At 71.8% G+C, this 15,057-nt stretch carries 15 protein-coding genes; 13 read left to right on the top strand and 2 right to left on the bottom strand.

The window, feature by feature from the left end; all coding sequences use genetic code 11:
• The first annotated feature begins 52 nt into the window (after positions 1–52).
• Complete coding sequence (locus NR112_RS02890; RefSeq protein WP_256792473.1) at positions 53–2,425, top strand: [protein-PII] uridylyltransferase; 2,373 nt, start codon at positions 53–55, stop codon at positions 2,423–2,425.
• Positions 2,426–2,510: 85 nt separating this feature from the next.
• On the opposite strand, the gene NR112_RS02885 is transcribed toward NR112_RS02890, so the two are convergent.
• Entirely contained in the window at positions 2,511–2,942 is a 432-nt protein-coding gene (locus tag NR112_RS02885; RefSeq protein WP_256792472.1) for an NUDIX domain-containing protein, read from the bottom strand.
• 89 nt (positions 2,943–3,031) lie between these two features.
• Here NR112_RS02885 and ffh point away from each other — a divergent pair, with 89 nt between their 5' ends.
• The 9 genes from ffh to trmD all read left to right on the top strand — a co-directional run bounded on the left by ffh (position 3,032) and on the right by trmD (position 11,948).
• Positions 3,032–4,672, top strand: a complete 1,641-nt coding sequence (gene ffh, locus NR112_RS02880; protein ID WP_256792471.1) for a signal recognition particle protein — start codon at positions 3,032–3,034, stop codon at positions 4,670–4,672.
• Positions 4,673–4,993: 321 nt separating this feature from the next.
• Positions 4,994–5,953, top strand: a complete 960-nt coding sequence (locus NR112_RS02875; RefSeq protein ID WP_256792470.1) for a hypothetical protein — start codon at positions 4,994–4,996, stop codon at positions 5,951–5,953.
• A 263-nt stretch (positions 5,954–6,216) separates the two neighbouring features.
• On the top strand, positions 6,217–7,068 hold the full coding sequence (locus NR112_RS02870; RefSeq protein ID WP_256792469.1) for an alpha/beta fold hydrolase: 852 nt from the start codon (positions 6,217–6,219) through the stop codon (positions 7,066–7,068).
• A 10-nt stretch (positions 7,069–7,078) separates the two neighbouring features.
• The gene (locus NR112_RS02865; protein ID WP_256792468.1) at positions 7,079–8,167 is read left to right on the top strand and encodes an amidohydrolase family protein; all 1,089 of its coding nucleotides are present in this window, start codon (positions 7,079–7,081) and stop codon (positions 8,165–8,167) included.
• Between the two features lie 55 nt (positions 8,168–8,222).
• Complete coding sequence (locus NR112_RS02860) at positions 8,223–9,122, top strand: GNAT family N-acetyltransferase (protein ID WP_256792467.1); 900 nt, start codon at positions 8,223–8,225, stop codon at positions 9,120–9,122.
• Positions 9,123–9,338: 216 nt separating this feature from the next.
• Positions 9,339–9,824, top strand: coding sequence for a 30S ribosomal protein S16 (gene rpsP, locus NR112_RS02855; RefSeq protein ID WP_256792466.1), 486 nt, complete (start codon positions 9,339–9,341; stop codon positions 9,822–9,824).
• Between the two features lie 2 nt (positions 9,825–9,826).
• The gene (locus NR112_RS02850) at positions 9,827–10,069 is read left to right on the top strand and encodes an RNA-binding protein (protein ID WP_020142764.1); all 243 of its coding nucleotides are present in this window, start codon (positions 9,827–9,829) and stop codon (positions 10,067–10,069) included.
• 125 nt (positions 10,070–10,194) lie between these two features.
• The gene (gene rimM, locus NR112_RS02845; RefSeq protein WP_256792465.1) at positions 10,195–10,722 is read left to right on the top strand and encodes a ribosome maturation factor RimM; all 528 of its coding nucleotides are present in this window, start codon (positions 10,195–10,197) and stop codon (positions 10,720–10,722) included.
• Positions 10,723–10,757: 35 nt separating this feature from the next.
• A complete protein-coding gene (gene trmD / locus NR112_RS02840) occupies positions 10,758–11,948 on the top strand; it encodes a tRNA (guanosine(37)-N1)-methyltransferase TrmD (protein ID WP_256792464.1) in 1,191 nt (396 codons plus the stop codon).
• A 15-nt stretch (positions 11,949–11,963) separates the two neighbouring features.
• On the opposite strand, the gene NR112_RS02835 is transcribed toward trmD, so the two are convergent.
• Positions 11,964–12,722, bottom strand: coding sequence for an ABC transporter permease (locus NR112_RS02835; RefSeq protein ID WP_256792463.1), 759 nt, complete (start codon positions 12,720–12,722; stop codon positions 11,964–11,966).
• Between the two features lie 229 nt (positions 12,723–12,951).
• Here NR112_RS02835 and rplS point away from each other — a divergent pair, with 229 nt between their 5' ends.
• Genes rplS through lepB (NR112_RS02820) form a run of 3 tightly spaced genes read left to right on the top strand, consistent with a single transcriptional unit; the run spans position 12,952 to position 15,050 of the window.
• Positions 12,952–13,326: a 50S ribosomal protein L19 gene (gene rplS / locus NR112_RS02830; protein ID WP_256792462.1), complete on the top strand. Its 375-nt coding sequence runs from the start codon at positions 12,952–12,954 to the stop codon at positions 13,324–13,326.
• Between the two features lie 42 nt (positions 13,327–13,368).
• Positions 13,369–14,157: a signal peptidase I gene (lepB, locus tag NR112_RS02825; RefSeq protein WP_256792461.1), complete on the top strand. Its 789-nt coding sequence runs from the start codon at positions 13,369–13,371 to the stop codon at positions 14,155–14,157.
• Positions 14,157–15,050: a signal peptidase I gene (gene lepB, locus NR112_RS02820; protein ID WP_256792460.1), complete on the top strand. Its 894-nt coding sequence runs from the start codon at positions 14,157–14,159 to the stop codon at positions 15,048–15,050. Before lepB (NR112_RS02825) ends, lepB (NR112_RS02820) begins: the two co-directional genes overlap by 1 nt.
• Positions 15,051–15,057 lie beyond the last annotated feature (7 nt).

The raw sequence follows: 15,057 nt of genomic DNA, 5'->3' as shown, positions 1-15,057 counted from the left end.
CGCAGCACCGAAGAATCACCACACGCAACTCAAGGGGACGGCGAGACCTGACATGACGGATGTGACCTCACGACGTCTGGACCTCGCCGGCACCCGAACCTTCGCGACGCCCGGCGCGGGCCCGACCCGCCGCCGGGCGCTCGCGGAGTTCGGGTTCGGGTGGCTCCAGGAGCTCTGGCGCGAGGCCTGCGCGGGGCGTCGTCACGAGGGAGTCGCCCTCGCCGCGGTCGGGTCGCTCGCCCGCGGCGACGGCGGACCGCTCAGCGACTACGACCTGGTGCTCGTCCACCACCCACGGGGCCTGTCGGGCAAGGAGGTCGGCGCCTTCGCCGACAAGCTCTGGTACCCGATCTGGGACGCCGGAGTCCGGCTCGACCACAGTGTCCGCACGGTGGCCGAGTGCCGGGCCGTCGCGTCCGACGACCTCTCCGCGGCGGTCGGGCTGCTCGACCTCACCCACGTGGCCGGGGATGCCGATGTCGTCAACGCGGCCCGGTCCACCGTGGCGCACGACTGGCGGGCCAACGCCCGCACCCGGCTCGGTGAGATGCACGAGTCGGTGATCCAGCGCCACGCCCGCCAGGGCGACCTCGCCCACCTCATCGAGCCGGACCTCAAGGAGGCCCACGGCGGCCTCCGCGACATGTCGGTGCTGCGGGCCCTCACCGCCGCGTGGCTGACCGACCGGCCGCACGGCGAGGTCGACGAGGCCTACGAGCGCATCCTCGACGTGCGTGACGCCATCCACGTCGTCACCGGGCGGGGGAGGGACCGGCTGACCCGCGACGACCAGGACGCGTGCGCCGCGCTGCTCGGCTACACCGACGCCGACGACCTCCTCACCGACCTCTCGACGTCGGCGCGCACCATCGCGTATGCCGTCGACGGCACCCTGCGCCGGGCGATGCAGTCCCAGCGTGCCCGCACCCTGCGCGTCGGCCCGCGTCGTCCGCAGCTGGCACCGCTCGGCTACGGCCTCTACCGGCACGACGGCGAGGCTGTCCTCGGACCGTCCGCAGACCTCTCGTCCGACCCGATCATCCCGCTGCGCGCCGCCGTCGTGGCCGCGCGCGGGGGCATACCCCTCTCGCCGACGACGCTGAAGAACCTCGCCGGCACCGCCCCGGTCCTGCCGGAGCCCTGGCCGGAGGTCGCCCGCAACCTCTTCGCCGACCTGCTCGCGTCGGGCCCCGGGCTAGTCACGGTGTGGGAGGGCCTCGATCTCGCGGGTGTCGTCGAGCGGTGGATCCCCGAGTGGAGAGCCGTTCGCAGCCGTCCGCAGCGCAACGCCGTGCACCGGCACACGGTCGACCGACACCTCATCGAGACCGTCGTGGCGGCCAGCGGCATGGTCCGCGACGTCGCCCGGCCCGACCTGCTCATGCTCGCCGCCGTGCTCCACGACATCGGCAAGGTGCCGGGGTCGCAGGACCACAGCGTCACCGGCGCCGAGCTCGCCGGCACGGTGCTGCAGCGGATGGGCGTCACCGAGGCCGACCGCCTGATCATCGTGCGGCTCGTGCGTGAGCACCTCACCCTCGTCGACCTCGCGACCCGACGCGACCCCGAGGACCCGGCCACCATCGCCGCCCTCTCCGAGGCCGTGGACGGGTCCGCCATGACCCTCGACCTCCTGCGTGCCCTCACCGAGGCGGACGCGTCGGCCGCCGGACCCAAGGCCTGGAGCGACTGGCGCGCCGGTCTCGTCCAGCGCCTCTACCAAGCCTGCCGCACCGCCCTGACCGCCCAGACCGCCCAGACCCAGGGAGAGGGGCCTGTCGTCGTGGAACCGATCGAGACCCTGCCGCTCTCCGACGACGCGCGGGGCCGCATCGCGTCCGGAGAGCCCTACGTCACCGTGACATCCCTCGGTGGCGCTCACCGCATCGACATCATCGACCGCGACCGCGCCGGCCTCTTCGCCGACACGGCCGGGCTGCTCGCCGCCCACGGCTTCGTCGTGCGCTCGGCCATCGTCCGCACCATCGACGGCCTCGCCGTCAACGAGTGGTGGGTCGACTCACCGGGCAGCGAGACCCCGCTGCCCGAGGTCATCTCGCGCGACCTCGTCCGCGTCGCGAAGGGGGACCGCTCGCCCCTGGGCAAGCTCCAGCGGCGCAAATCGGGCGGGGTACGCAGCCCGGGCTCGGGGTCCGTCGACTCGACGCGCGCGATGGTCATCAGCAGCGCGTCCGACACCGCGACGGTCATCGAGGTGCGCGCCACCGACCGTCCCGGACTGCTCCAGGACATCGGCATCACCCTCGCCCGGGCGTCGTTGTCGGTGCGCTCCGCGCACATCGCGACGTATGCCGGCCAGACGCTCGACACGTTCTACGTGACCGAGTTCGGCGGGGGCCAGCTGGCGCCCGCCCGCGCCGCCCAGGCCGTCGCGATGATCATCGACACCTGCGACGCCGACTGACCCGACGGGTCGGCCAACGGGAACGAAGGCGTCTCCGGTGGCCGACCGAGCGTGGCCGCGCGCGAGCGTCCTGTCGGTCGACTCGTCAGTCGAGCAGGCCTGCGTCGTGGAGGTGGTCGAGGACGAGCCGGTCGACGGCCGACACCCGGTCGCCGTCGCCGGCCGTGAGCCAGGCGATCTCGTCGATCTCCCGCGACGGCACGAGCGCGCCCGTGTGCGTCGCGGTGTAGCAGGTGAGGCGAACCACGAGCCCGTCCGTGCGGGCATCGGCGAGCGCCTCGAACGTGCCGAGGTGCGCCGCGGTCGCCGGGTCGACGGACACCGCGAGCTCCTCGTCGAGCTCCCGGACCAGCGTCTCGAGGTCGCTCTCGCCCGGCTCGCGCTTGCCACCCGGCAAGTAGAAGCGGTCCCGACCGGCGTTGCGAGCCGTGAGGAGCCGGCGCTCCTCGAGGTGGATCCACGCGATCTTGTCGATGAACGGCGGGGTCGTGGACGGCTGGGCGCTGGGGTCACTCACGTGCGCGACCCTACGCGGCGGCACACGCCCTCGGCCCCGCGGGAGGCGGCCGAGTCGGAAGTGGTCGGCGGAGCGGATAACCTTGCCGGGTGTTTGCATCCCTGTCTGACCGCCTGACCGCGACGTTCAAGAACCTCCGCGGCAAGGGCAGGCTCACGGAGTCCGACGTCAACGCGACGATCCGCGACATCCGCCTGGCCCTGCTCGACGCCGACGTCGCCCTGCCCGTCGTCAAGCGGTTCACCGCGTCGGTGCGCGAGCGCGCCCTCGGTGCCGAGGTCAGCCAGGCCCTCAACCCCGCCCAGCAGGTCGTCAAGATCGTGCAGGAGGAGCTCGTCGCGATCCTCGGCGGGCAGACACGCACCATCCGCTTCGCCAAGCAGCCGCCGACGGTCATCATGCTCGCCGGCCTCCAGGGCTCCGGCAAGACGACCTTCGCCGGCAAGCTCGGCAAGTGGCTCAAGGACCAGGGCCACACGCCCCTCCTCGTCGCCGCGGACCTCCAGCGCCCCAACGCCGTCACCCAGCTCGAGGTCGTCGGCGAGCGCGCCGGTGTCCCCGTCTTCGCGCCCGAGCGCGGCAACATGGGCGGCCACGACGCGGTCCTCGACTCCGGCGAGGGCACCCGGTCGTTCGGCGATCCCGTCACCGTGTCGCGGATGGGCATCGAGCAGGCCCGGGCCAAGCAGTACGACGTCGTCATCGTCGACACCGCAGGCCGGCTCGCCGTCGACGCCAACCTCATGCAGCAGGCGTCCGACATCCGCTCGGCGATCGCGCCCGACGAGGTCCTCTTCGTCATCGACGCGATGATCGGCCAGGCGGCCGTCGAGACGGCCCAGGCCTTCCACGAGGGCGTCGCCTTCACCGGTGTCGTCCTGTCCAAGCTCGACGGCGACGCCCGCGGTGGTGCGGCCCTGTCGGTGGCCGAGATCACCGGCGAGCCGATCATGTTCGCCTCGACCGGTGAGAAGGTCACCGACGTCGAGGTCTTCCACCCGGACCGCATGGCGAGCCGCATCCTCGACATGGGTGACGTGCTGACGCTCATCGAGCAGGCCGAGCGCGCGTTCGACAAGCGCGAGGCCGACGAGATGGCCCGCAAGTTCCTCGCGGAGGAGGACTTCACCTTCGAGGACTTCCTCTCGCAGATGAACGCCATCAAGAAGATGGGCTCGCTCAAGTCGATGCTCAAGATGATGCCGGGCATGCAGGGGATGCGGGACCAGCTCGACGCCTTCGACGACCGTGAGTTCGACCGCGTCGAGGCCATGGTGCGCTCGATGACGCCCTTCGAGCGCACCCACCCCAAGCAGATCAACGGCTCGCGCCGCGCCCGCATCGCCAAGGGCTCCGGCGTCACGGTCACCGAGGTCAACCAGCTCCTCGAGCGCTTCGGCCAGGCCCAGAAGATGATGAAGTCGATGGCCCGCGGCGGCGGGGGTGGCCTTCCGGGCATGCCCGGCATCCCCGGCGCGGGCAAGCGCGGCAAGCAGCAGCAGCCGCAGCGCAAGAAGAGCAAGAGTGGCAACCCCGCCAAGCGGGCCGCCGAGGAGCGGGCTGCGGCGGAGAAGGCTGCCTCCGGGCGTGCCGCGTCGGCGGCCAGCGCCTTCGGGGCGCCGGGTGCGGGCGGCTCCAACGGCGCCGGTGCCGCCGAGGAGGACCCGCTGGCCGGCTTCGACCCGTCGAACCTCCCCAAGGGCTTCGAGAAGTTCCTCGGCGGTCGCTGAGGCACGGCGCGGCGAGGTGGCTCGGGCCGGACCCGGTGGCTTCTCCGGACGCCGAGGGACCGACGACGCCTCACGCCACCCCCATCACCACCACCCAGAACGCCGACTGATTCGCCACCTCATTTATCCGCCATCAGACGGCGGATCAGTCGGCGTGTGGTGCTGCCCCTACAACGGCAAGTGCCGCCTGATGCGCAGGCTGATCGGGTCGGGCATGCGCGATCCGATGCTCGTCCACATCCTCTGCGTCTTGACGTCGTCATCCACCGGCACGGGCACCCTCTGTTGCCCGGCGCCCGCTGCGGTCCCACCGTCGATCGCATGCAGCTCCCTGATGAGATCCGTGCCCTGTCCGACACCCAGCTAGGTGTCCTTTCGCGTACTCAGCTCCTGGAGGCCGGCGTCCCCGCCGGCCTGATCCGCTGGCAGAGCGCGAGGCACTGGAGGTCGCTGCTGCCCGGCGTGCTGATGCTCAACACCGGTCAGCCGACCGACCGTCAACGGCTCGTCGCGGCTCAGTTGTACGCGGGTCCGGCTGCGTGGATGCGTGGCGACACGGCACTCGCCTGTCTGGGGTCGCGGTCAGTGGTCGGTGCACCCGTCAAGCTGTACGTGCCGTATCCCCAGCGCTCGCGTCGAGTCATGTGGGTGTCCATCGCCGCAACCAAACTCACCAACGAGCGCACCATCGAGCGCGACGGTGTCCGGATGTCGTGCCGCGCGCGTGCGATCGTCGATGCAGCGGCCGACGCAGTGGACGACCGCACTGCTCGGGCGATCATTGTCGGATCGGTACAGGAACGCTTCGTGCGCCTGTCCGACGTGCAGCACTGGGTTGGTGTCCGTCGCCGAAACGGCACTGTGCGACTGAAGGCCGCTCTTGCAGAGGCTGCCGCCGGGGCATGGTCCCTGCCAGAGGCCGAGCTCGCCGACATCTTGCGACACTCGCCGCAGACGGCCGGCATGTGGGCCAACCCTGAACTCAAGGACGGCGGGGGCAACCGGCTGACCACCCCCGACCTGTGGGCCGATGACGTCGGTCTGGCCGTGATGGTCCACTCGAGACGCTTCCACTCGGGGGTCCTCGACTGGGACGCGACGGTGCTCGCAGACCAGGATCTGCGTGACGCGGGAGTCGAGGTCGTGCCAGTAACGCCCAGCCTCATCAGCTCACGCCCTCGTGCCGCGCTCGAGGCGGTCCTGGCGGGACTAGAACGGGCGCGCCGGCGCCCCAGGCCCGACGTCGTGGCCACTCCGCTTGACACTGCGTGGGCAGCCTGACCTCGGGGGGACTGGCGTGCGTTCGCGCGTAACGGGTGCACGAACCGCCGACTGATCCGCTGTCTGGTCCGTTCTCGCCGTCAGTCGGCAGATCAGTCGGCGTGTGGAGTCGCCAGGGCTGCGCCAACTGCCGACTGATCCGCTGTCTGGTCCGTTCTCCCCATCAGTCCGCTGATCAGGCGGCGGACGGTCTCGGGTGTGCCCGGCCACCGTGGCATCTCGACGCCCGTGACGGTGCACGCCGGGCGGCATACGCTCGATGCGTGGTCACCACCGACGGACGCTCGCGGGTGCGGCTGCCCGACGGGCGGCGTGTCGACGTGTGGCGCGGCGGTGACCCGCAGGGCGTCCCGCTCGTCTTCTTCCACGGCACGCCGGGCGGCCGGCTGCAGGCCGCCCTCGGCGACGGGGCGGCCTCCCGCGCGGGCGTCCGGCTGGTCGCGTTCTCCCGTCCGGGCTACGGCGGCTCGACGGACGGACCCACGACGCTGACCTCCGTCGGGTCGGACGCCGGCTCAGTCGCGGACGCACTCGGGATCGACGCCTTCGCCGTGCTCGGCGTCTCCGGGGGAGGGCCGTATGCCGTCGCGGCCGCAGCCGTCCTGCCCGAGCGCGTGCGCGTGGTCGGGGTCGTCGCCGGGGTCGGGCCGCTGCTCGAGCTCGACCCGTCCGCGGCCCGCGACCCCGCCGTCCGCGCGGCGCTCGCCGGCGACCTCGACGCGGCGGTCACCCTCCAGGACGGCGCGATGACCGACGGGGGAGGGCGGCGCGGATCGGGTGCTCGGGCGACGGTCCGCGTGGGCGGCTTCGAGTCGCCCGAGATCCTCGAGCCGTGGACCGGCAGCGGCCGCCCCGGAGTGCCCTCCTACCGCGGGGTATCGCGGGACGCGCTCGCCTTCACGGCCGGCTGGGACGTCGACCTCGGGGACGTCCGCGCCCCGGTCCACCTCTGGTACGGCGACCATGACCGGACGGTCGGGCTCGAGCACGGGCAGTGGCTGCACGCCCACCTGCCGACCTCGCGGCTCGTCGTCCGGGAGGGCGCCGGACACCTCTCGACGCTCCTGGCGCACTGGGCGGACGTCCTCACGGATCTGGCGCGCGACGGAGGTTAGGGTCGGTGCCATGAGTGCACCGGTGCTCCACGTCCGCGGTCGGGTGCTCGTCGGTCCCGACGACGTCGTCGACGAGCTGTGGGTCATCGGGGGACGTGTGTCGTTCACGCCGCCGAGCGACGGGAGCGACGTGCAGACGCTCGAGGGCTGGGTGCTGCCGGGCCTCGTCGACGCCCACTGCCACGTCGGTCTGGGGCCGCACGGCGGCGTGCCGCGCGAGGTGGCCGAGCAGCAGGCGATCACCGACCGTGACCGCGGCACGCTGCTCATCCGCGACGCGGGGCAGCCCGGCGACACGCACTGGGTCGACGACCGCGACGACCTGCCCAAGATCATCCGCGCCGGTCGCCACATCGCCCGCACCCGGCGCTACATCCGCAACTACGCCCACGAGGTCGAGGAGCACGAGCTCGTCCGCCACGTCCGGCTCGAGGCTCACCGTGGCGACGGGTGGGTCAAGCTCGTCGGCGACTGGATCGACCGCGACGTCGGCGACCTCGCGCCGAGCTGGTCGCGACAGGCCGTCGCCGACGCGGTCGCGGCCGCGCACGAGGAGGGGGTCCGCGTCACGGCGCACTGCTTCGGCGAGGAGTCCCTGCGCGACCTCGCCGCCGCCGGCATCGACTGCATCGAGCACGCGACCGGCCTGCGCGAGGACTCCATCGACACCTTCGCCGCCCAGGGCATCGCCATCGTGCCGACCCTCGTCAACATCGCGCAGTTCCCCGACCTCGCGGAGCCGGCGAAGGCGAAGTTTCCCGACTACCACCGCCACATGCTCGACCTGCACGAGCGGCGCTACGCCACGGTCGGCGCGGCGCACGAGGCCGGCGTGCCGATCTACGTCGGCACCGACGCCGGTGGCAGCCTCCCGCACGGTCTCGTCGCACAGGAGATGGTCGAGCTGACGAAGGCTGGCCTCACGAACGCCGAGGTCGTCGCGGCCGCGACGTGGGGTGCGCGCGAGTGGCTCGGACGCCCCGGGATCGTCGAGGGGGAGGACGCCGACCTCGTCGTCTACGCCGCCGACCCGATCGCCGACGTCACCGTCGTCGGCGACCCGCAGGGTGTCGTGCTGCGAGGTCGCGTTGTCGTCTGAGCACCGGCCCGAGCCCGCCGCCGACGAGCCGCCCCTCAGCGCCGTGGGAGAGCGCGTGGAGGTGCGTCCCCCGTCGACGGCCGACATCGAGTCGTATGCCGCAGCCGTGACCCTCTCGGAACGGCGCCTCGCGGACTTCGCGATGCCGAACCCGCACAACCTCCCGGTCGTCATCGACAACCAGTCGCCGACCTACCGGACCTTCATGGTGCACGCGCTCGACCCCGAGGGCTCGCACGGCCTCGTCGGGCGGATCAACGTCGCGAACGTCGTCGAGGGGGCCTTCCGCAGCGCGACCGTGGGCTACGACTCCTACGACCCGTATGCCGGCCGCGGGCTCTTCGTCGAGGGCGTGCGTCTCACGCTCGACGTCGTCTTCGCCGACCAGCCGCACGGGATGGGCCTGCACCGCGTCGAGGCGAACATCCAGCCGGCCAACCATCGCTCGGCCGGGCTCGTGCGCTCGCTCGGCTTCGTCCACGAGGGCTTCTCGCGCGACTTCCTGCACCTGCCCGGCATCGACGGGCGGCGGGATTGGCGCGACCACGACCGCTTCACCCTGCTGTCCACCGACTGGCCGGCCGTGCCCTACCGACCGCACGGGCACCGCCGCATCGCCTGCGTCGTGAGCGGTTCGGGGTCCACGGCCTTCGGCGCCTACGGCGGCACGAGCCTCGCCTCGGCCCTGGCAGCCGAGCTCGGGATCCCGCTCTACTCCGCGTCCGTCGTCGAGAGCACGGCGACGCTCTTCGAGCTGCTCCGAGTCTCACCCGTCGGCGGGGTCGTCGAGTGCCGGCTCGGTGCCCCGGAGCTGCGGATGGGCCTGGCCCGCGCGGGCTTCGAGCCCGCCGGAGTGCCGGTCCTCGAGGGCGCCACCGACGTGTCCCGTCGCGAGGTCGTGCGCCACGCCCTCGCCGTCCGCGCGGCCCACGCGGCCCACGCGGCCCACGCCTGAGGGTGCGGACGGCATACGCCACCGGGCGGACGGATCGGGCGCCTTCGCTCACTGCGGGGTGCGTGTCCGGAGCACCCCTTCGGGTCTGGCAGAATGGAGGGCTGTACCCGTCCGGCCGCTCCAGGCTGGACCGGACGCCTACACACCGAGCGTCGGCACCCCGGCTGAACCCAGCCGGTCTCGCCGCGCTCACTACTGGTTGAGGAGACCGCCACCATGGCAGTCAAGATCCGTCTGAAGCGCATGGGCAAGATCCGTGCACCGTTCTACCGCGTCGTCGTCATGGACTCGCGCACCAAGCGCGACGGCCGTGCCATCGAGGAGATCGGCAAGTACCACCCCACCGAGCAGCCGTCGCTCATCGACATCGACATCGAGCGCGCGCACTACTGGCTCGGCCAGGGCGCGCAGCCGACCGAGGCCGTCGCGGCGCTCATCAAGATCGTCGACGAGGGCAAGCTCCAGACCAAGGAGCCGAAGACCCCGAAGAAGGACCTCTACGAGGCCGCGATCGCCGCTGCCGGCGGCAAGAACGACGCCGGCACCGACGGCCAGACGCCCCGCAAGAAGGCCGCCAAGAAGGCCGAGCCCAAGGCTGAGGCCAAGGCCGACGAGGCCAAGGCCGACGAGGCCAAGACCGACGAGGCGACCGAGGCTCCGGCCGAGGCTGCCGGCGACGACGCCGCGAAGGCCGAGGCCTGAGCATGCTCGAGGAGGCGCTCGAGCACCTCGTCAAGGGCATCGTCGACCACGACGAGGACGTCGTCGTGGTCCGCAAGGAGCTGCGCCGCGGTGAGCTGCTCGAGGTCCGGGTCCACCCCGACGACCTCGGCCGCGTCATCGGCCGCTCCGGCCGCACGGCGAGTGCACTGCGCACCGTCGTCGGCGCCCTCGCGGGCAACAACAACGTGCGCGTCGACATCGTCGACACCGACCGCGTGCGCTGAGCGCCGACTCTGACAGAGTCACCGAGAGGGGCGTCCCGGACCACCGGGGCGCCCCTCTCGTGTCCCCGCGTCCGACCTTCGCGCACGGGTCTCCGACCGCCACCAAACCTGAGAGGATTCGGCCCATGAACGTCGTCCTCGCCCGCATCGGCAAGCCCCACGGTCTGCGGGGAGAGGTGACCGTCCAGCTGCACACCGACGACCCCGAGACCCGCTTCGCGGTCGGCACCGTCATCGAGACCGAGGCCGAACCGGGGTCCGGCGTGCCCACCACGCTGACCATCACGTCGACGCGCGTGCACCGCGGCATCTGGCTCATCACCTTCGAGGAGATCCCCGACCGCAGCGGCGCCGAGAGCCTGCGCGGCACGCGGCTCGTGCTGCCCGAGTCGAACCCCCAGGTCGAGGACGAGGCCTTCTACGAGGAGGACCTCGTCGGGCTCGAGGCCCGCGACCCGAGCGGCGAGAAGGTCGGCACCGTGAGCGGACTCGAGATCGGTCCCGCACAGGACCGGCTCGTCCTCACGCTCACCGACGGCGTTACGGCCTACGTCCCGTTCGTCAAGCGCATCGTGCCCGTCGTCGCCGAGGACCACGTCGTCGTCGATCCGCCGCCCGGCCTCTTCGACCTCTACCGTGAGGGCACCGAGTGACCGTGCCCCACCCGCGTCGCGACACGCATCCGGCCATGCGCGTCGACGTCATCTCGATCTTCCCCGACTACCTCGCCGCGCTCGACCTGTCGCTCATCGGCAAGGCGCGCGAGGACGGCCTCCTCGACGTCCGCGTCCACGACCTGCGGGACTTCACGCACGACCGGCACCGCACCGTCGACGACACCCCGTACGGCGGGGGAGCCGGCATGGTCATGAAGGCCCAGCCCTGGTCCGAGGCGCTCGACCATGTTCTCGCCCAGGACAACCCGTCGCAGGCGAAGCCCCGGCTGATCGTCCCGGGGCCCGGTGGGCAGCCGTTCACCCAGGCGCTCGCGCGCGAGCTCGCCGACGAGCCGTGGCTCGCCTTCGCCTGCGGACGCTACGAGGGCATCGACGAGCGCGTCTACGACCACGCCCGAGAGGACCTCGGGCTGGAGGTATCGGTCGTGAGCCTCGGCGACTACGTCCTCAACGGCGGCGAGGTGGCGGTCCTCGCCATGGTCGAGGCCGTCGGCCGACTCGTGCCCGGCGTCATCGGCAACGCCGAGTCGCTCGTCGAGGAGTCGCACCAGGACGGGCTGCTCGAGTACCCCATCTACACCAAGCCCGCCTCGTGGAACGGCCGCGACGTCCCGCCGGTCCTCCTCTCGGGCAACCACGGCGTCATCGCCGCCTGGCGGCACGAGCAGCGCCTGGCACGCACGGCGGCGCGGCGGCCCGACCTGCTCCACGCCTCGCACGTCGCCCCCGACGGCGGTGACGTCGTCATCAGCGCCGCGACGCCGGGGGACGTGCCCGAGCTCGCCGTGCTCATGCGTGCGTGCTGGGTCCAGGAGGCCGTCGCCAACGACACGCTCGACGTCCCGGCCCTGCACGAGAGCCTCGACGACGTCCGGGCGAGCCTCGGGACGACGCAGACGTGGGTCGCACGGAGCGGCGGCCGCCTCGTCGGAGCCGTCCGCACGAGCGCGGGGGCGTCCGACGACGACTGGTTCGTCGGGCGCCTCTGCGTCGTCCCCGACCTCCAGGGTCGTGGACTCGGCCGACGCCTCCTCGAGCACGCCGAGTCGACGGCGCCGGACGGCATACGCACGTTCACGCTGCACACGGGCGCGCGCAGCACCGACAACCTGCGGATGTACAAGAAGGCCGGCTACCGCCTCGTCGACGCGGCCGCGCCGATCCCGGGCGCGGTCACCCTCGTCAAGCGCCGCCGCCACTGACGGGCCGGGGGCGCCTCAGGAGACCAGCGCCACGCCGAGGTCGGTGGGGAGCAGGAGGCGACGGCGGATCAGCGCCGCCTGCACCCCGGCCGTGATCGACTGCGTCGCCATGATGGCGAAGAGGACGAGCACCTGTGCCGTGGCCGCCTGCACCGCACTCCCGCCACCGAGCATGACGCCGATGAAGGCACCGGGCAGCGTGACGATGCCCGAGGTGCGCACCTGGTCCAGGCTCGGCACGATGCCCTCGGGCACCCGTCGGGCGATGATCTCGTCGATGGCCTGGCTCGAGGTGAGTCCCAGCGACAGCGACGCCTCGTACTGCCCGTGCTCCTCGCGCAGCGCCGCGAAAGTCCGCCGCCCGACGAGCGTGTGCACCGTCATCGTGTTGCCGATGACGATGCCGGCGACCGGGATCACGGCGATCCCCGTCAGCGGGACCGCGCCCGTGGCGAGCACGATGGCGACGACGGGCACGACGCCACAGGCCATGGCCGCCGCAGCCCACGGCCACGTGCGTGGCGCACCGACCCGCTTGGACGTCGTCGCCACCGCCATGGCGAACATGGCACCCACGGCGAGGAACGACAGCCACAGCGACCCGACGACGGCGGTGATGACGAGCGCCACGAGGGAGAGCTGGACGACCGCCCGGGCGCCGGCGATCGCCGACTGGCGTCCCAGACCCACGCCGCTCAGCCGGTTGGCGAGCAGCGTCACGACGAGCAGGACGGCGAGACAGAGGTACACGGGCCAGCCCGGGGAGACGTCCACGGGCCCACGCTAGGGCACCGAGGGTCGGCGCCACCGCTGCCGATTTCTGGTATGCCGTGTGCTCTGGCAGACTTGCTCCTTGCGTCCGGCACACGACGGCCCCTGCCACAGGGGGAGTCGGGTCACCACCAGTTCGACCCAGATCCACCGGTGACTCGACGCGGCCCGACGGACGCGACCCACACCTTTGTGACGAGGTGGCCTGTGGCACCCAGGAAAGCGAAGCATCATGCACACGTTTGACGACATCAACGCGGCATCGCTGCGCTCGGACGTTCCCGACTTCCGCGCCGGCGACACCCTCAAGGTCCACGTCAAGGTCATCGAGGGCACGCGCTCGCGTGTCCAGGTGTTCCAGGGCATCGTCATCCGTCGCCACGGTGGCGGCATCGGCGAGACGTTCACGGTCCGCAAGATCTCCTTCGGTGTCGGCGTCGAGCGCACCTTCCCGGTGCACACCCCCGTCATCGACAAGATCGAGGTCATGACGCGCGGTGACGTCCGTCGCGCGAAGCTCTACTACCTGCGCGGTCTGCGCGGCAAGGCTGCCAAGATCCGCGAGAAGCGCGACAGCATCCCGTCCAAGACCGGCGCGAAGAGCTGACGACCTGCTGACGCAGACGTCCGTCCAGTAACGCGAGGCGCGGTGGACCCCGAGCGGGCCGTTCCGGAACGATCCGGAACGTCCCAGCAGGCGGGGTCCGCCGCGCCTTCGTCGTGTGCGGACGACGTCGCGACGTCGCCGTCGCCGTCGGGGGCCGGCGATGGCCGGCACACCCCCGCGGCGCATGCCGCCGCGCGACGTCACCGGTGGCTGCTCGGCCCCGCGCTGCTCCTGCTCGCGATCGTCGTCGTCCGGGCCTTCCTCGTGACGCCCTTCGGCATCCCGAGCGAGTCGATGCAGGACACGCTCCTCATCGGCGACCGGATCCTCGTCAGCCGCACCACGACGCCGGCCGACCTCCAGCGCGGCGACATCATCGTCTTCGACGCCTCCCAGGCGTTCCACCTGCGGGTGCCCGAGCGCGGCATGGTGCAGACCCTCGTCGAGGCCGTCCAGAGCCTCGCCGGCAAGGGCCAGCCCACCGACTACGTCAAGCGGATCATCGGTCTGCCGGGCGACCGCGTCCGGTGCTGTGCGACTGACGGACGGCTCGAGGTCAACGGCGTCGCCGTCAGCGAGCCCTACGTCGCACCGGGCCAGACACCGAGCGCCCTGGCCTTCGACGTGAGGGTGCCCGCCGACCGCTTCTGGGTCATGGGCGACAACCGCGGCTCGTCCTCCGACTCCCGTGCGCACCTCGGCGATCCGGGCGGCGGCATGGTGCCGGGTGACGACATCATCGGCAAGGTTTGGGTGCGATACTGGCCGCTCGGTCGGCTCGGATCGGTCGACCAAGGACAAATTGCCTCCGTCCCACGAAATGGTGAGTGATGTCGCAGTACACCGGACGCCCCGAAGACCCGACGCGCGGGCGCGGTGCTGACGACACCGACGGTGACCTCGACGACGACCTCGACGACGACTACGACGACGAGCCCCGCGGTTTCGGCGCCACGCTCTTCGCCGGCGTCAAGGAGCTCGTCATCGTCGTCGTGCTCGCGATGGCGCTGTCCTTCGTCGTCAAGACCTGGCTCTTCCAGGCCTTCTACATCCCGTCCGGGTCGATGGAGAACACCCTCGTCAAGGACGACCGCGTCATCGTCAGCAAGCTGACGCCCGGACCGCTCGACCTCAAGCGCGGCGACGTCGTCGTCTTCGAGGACCCCGGCGTGCCCACCCCGTGGCTCGGCGACCTCGAGGAGCAGCACAGCACCGTCGGTGGCCCCTTCCACGACGCCCTCGTCTTCGTCGGCCTGCTGCCCGAGGACTCCGAGAACCACCTCATCAAGCGCGTCATCGGCCTGCCGGGCGACCACGTCCAGGCCGACGGCGACACCGGCAAGCTCAAGGTCAACGGCGTCGAGATCACCGAGCCCTACGTCAAGCCCGGCGACTACCCGAGCGAGGGCAAGAAGTTCGACATCACGGTGCCCGCGGGGCGCGTCTGGGTCATGGGAGACCACCGCAGCGACTCCTCGGACAGCCGCTGGCACGACGACGGCACCGGGGCGACGGGCTCGGTGCCGATGGACAAGATCGTGGGTCGCGCCCTCTTCGTCGTCTGGCCGATCGACCACGTGACGTGGCTCGGCGTTCCCGAGCGCACCTTCTCGCAGGTCCCGACGCCGACGACGCCGTCGACGACCCCGACGACGAAGGCCACGGTCAACCCCAGCCAGAGCGGCAAGCCGAGCGCCACGACGACGAAGGCCGCGGCGGGCTGAGCCGCTC

Origin of the sequence: Terrabacter sp. Ter38 (assembly GCF_024519435.1) — a bacterium.
Lineage (GTDB): Bacteria > Actinomycetota > Actinomycetes > Actinomycetales > Dermatophilaceae > Terrabacter.
The sequence above is the reverse complement of the archived record's forward strand: the minus strand, read 5'-3'. Positions and strand labels throughout refer to the sequence as shown.

Excerpts from the sequence above, each read along its gene's own strand:
- trmD (WP_256792464.1), top strand. The coding sequence starts at position 10,758 with ATGCGCGTCGACGTCATCTCGATCTTCCCCGACTACCTCGCCGCGCTC.
- rimM (WP_256792465.1), top strand. The coding sequence starts at position 10,195 with ATGAACGTCGTCCTCGCCCGCATCGGCAAGCCCCACGGTCTGCGGGGA.
- NR112_RS02865 (WP_256792468.1), top strand. The coding sequence starts at position 7,079 with ATGAGTGCACCGGTGCTCCACGTCCGCGGTCGGGTGCTCGTCGGTCCC.
- NR112_RS02890 (WP_256792473.1), top strand. The coding sequence starts at position 53 with ATGACGGATGTGACCTCACGACGTCTGGACCTCGCCGGCACCCGAACC.
- rpsP (WP_256792466.1), top strand. The coding sequence starts at position 9,339 with ATGGCAGTCAAGATCCGTCTGAAGCGCATGGGCAAGATCCGTGCACCG.
- rplS (WP_256792462.1), top strand. The coding sequence starts at position 12,952 with ATGCACACGTTTGACGACATCAACGCGGCATCGCTGCGCTCGGACGTT.
- NR112_RS02875 (WP_256792470.1), top strand. The coding sequence starts at position 4,994 with ATGCAGCTCCCTGATGAGATCCGTGCCCTGTCCGACACCCAGCTAGGT.
- NR112_RS02850 (WP_020142764.1), top strand. The coding sequence starts at position 9,827 with ATGCTCGAGGAGGCGCTCGAGCACCTCGTCAAGGGCATCGTCGACCAC.
- lepB (WP_256792460.1), top strand. The coding sequence starts at position 14,157 with ATGTCGCAGTACACCGGACGCCCCGAAGACCCGACGCGCGGGCGCGGT.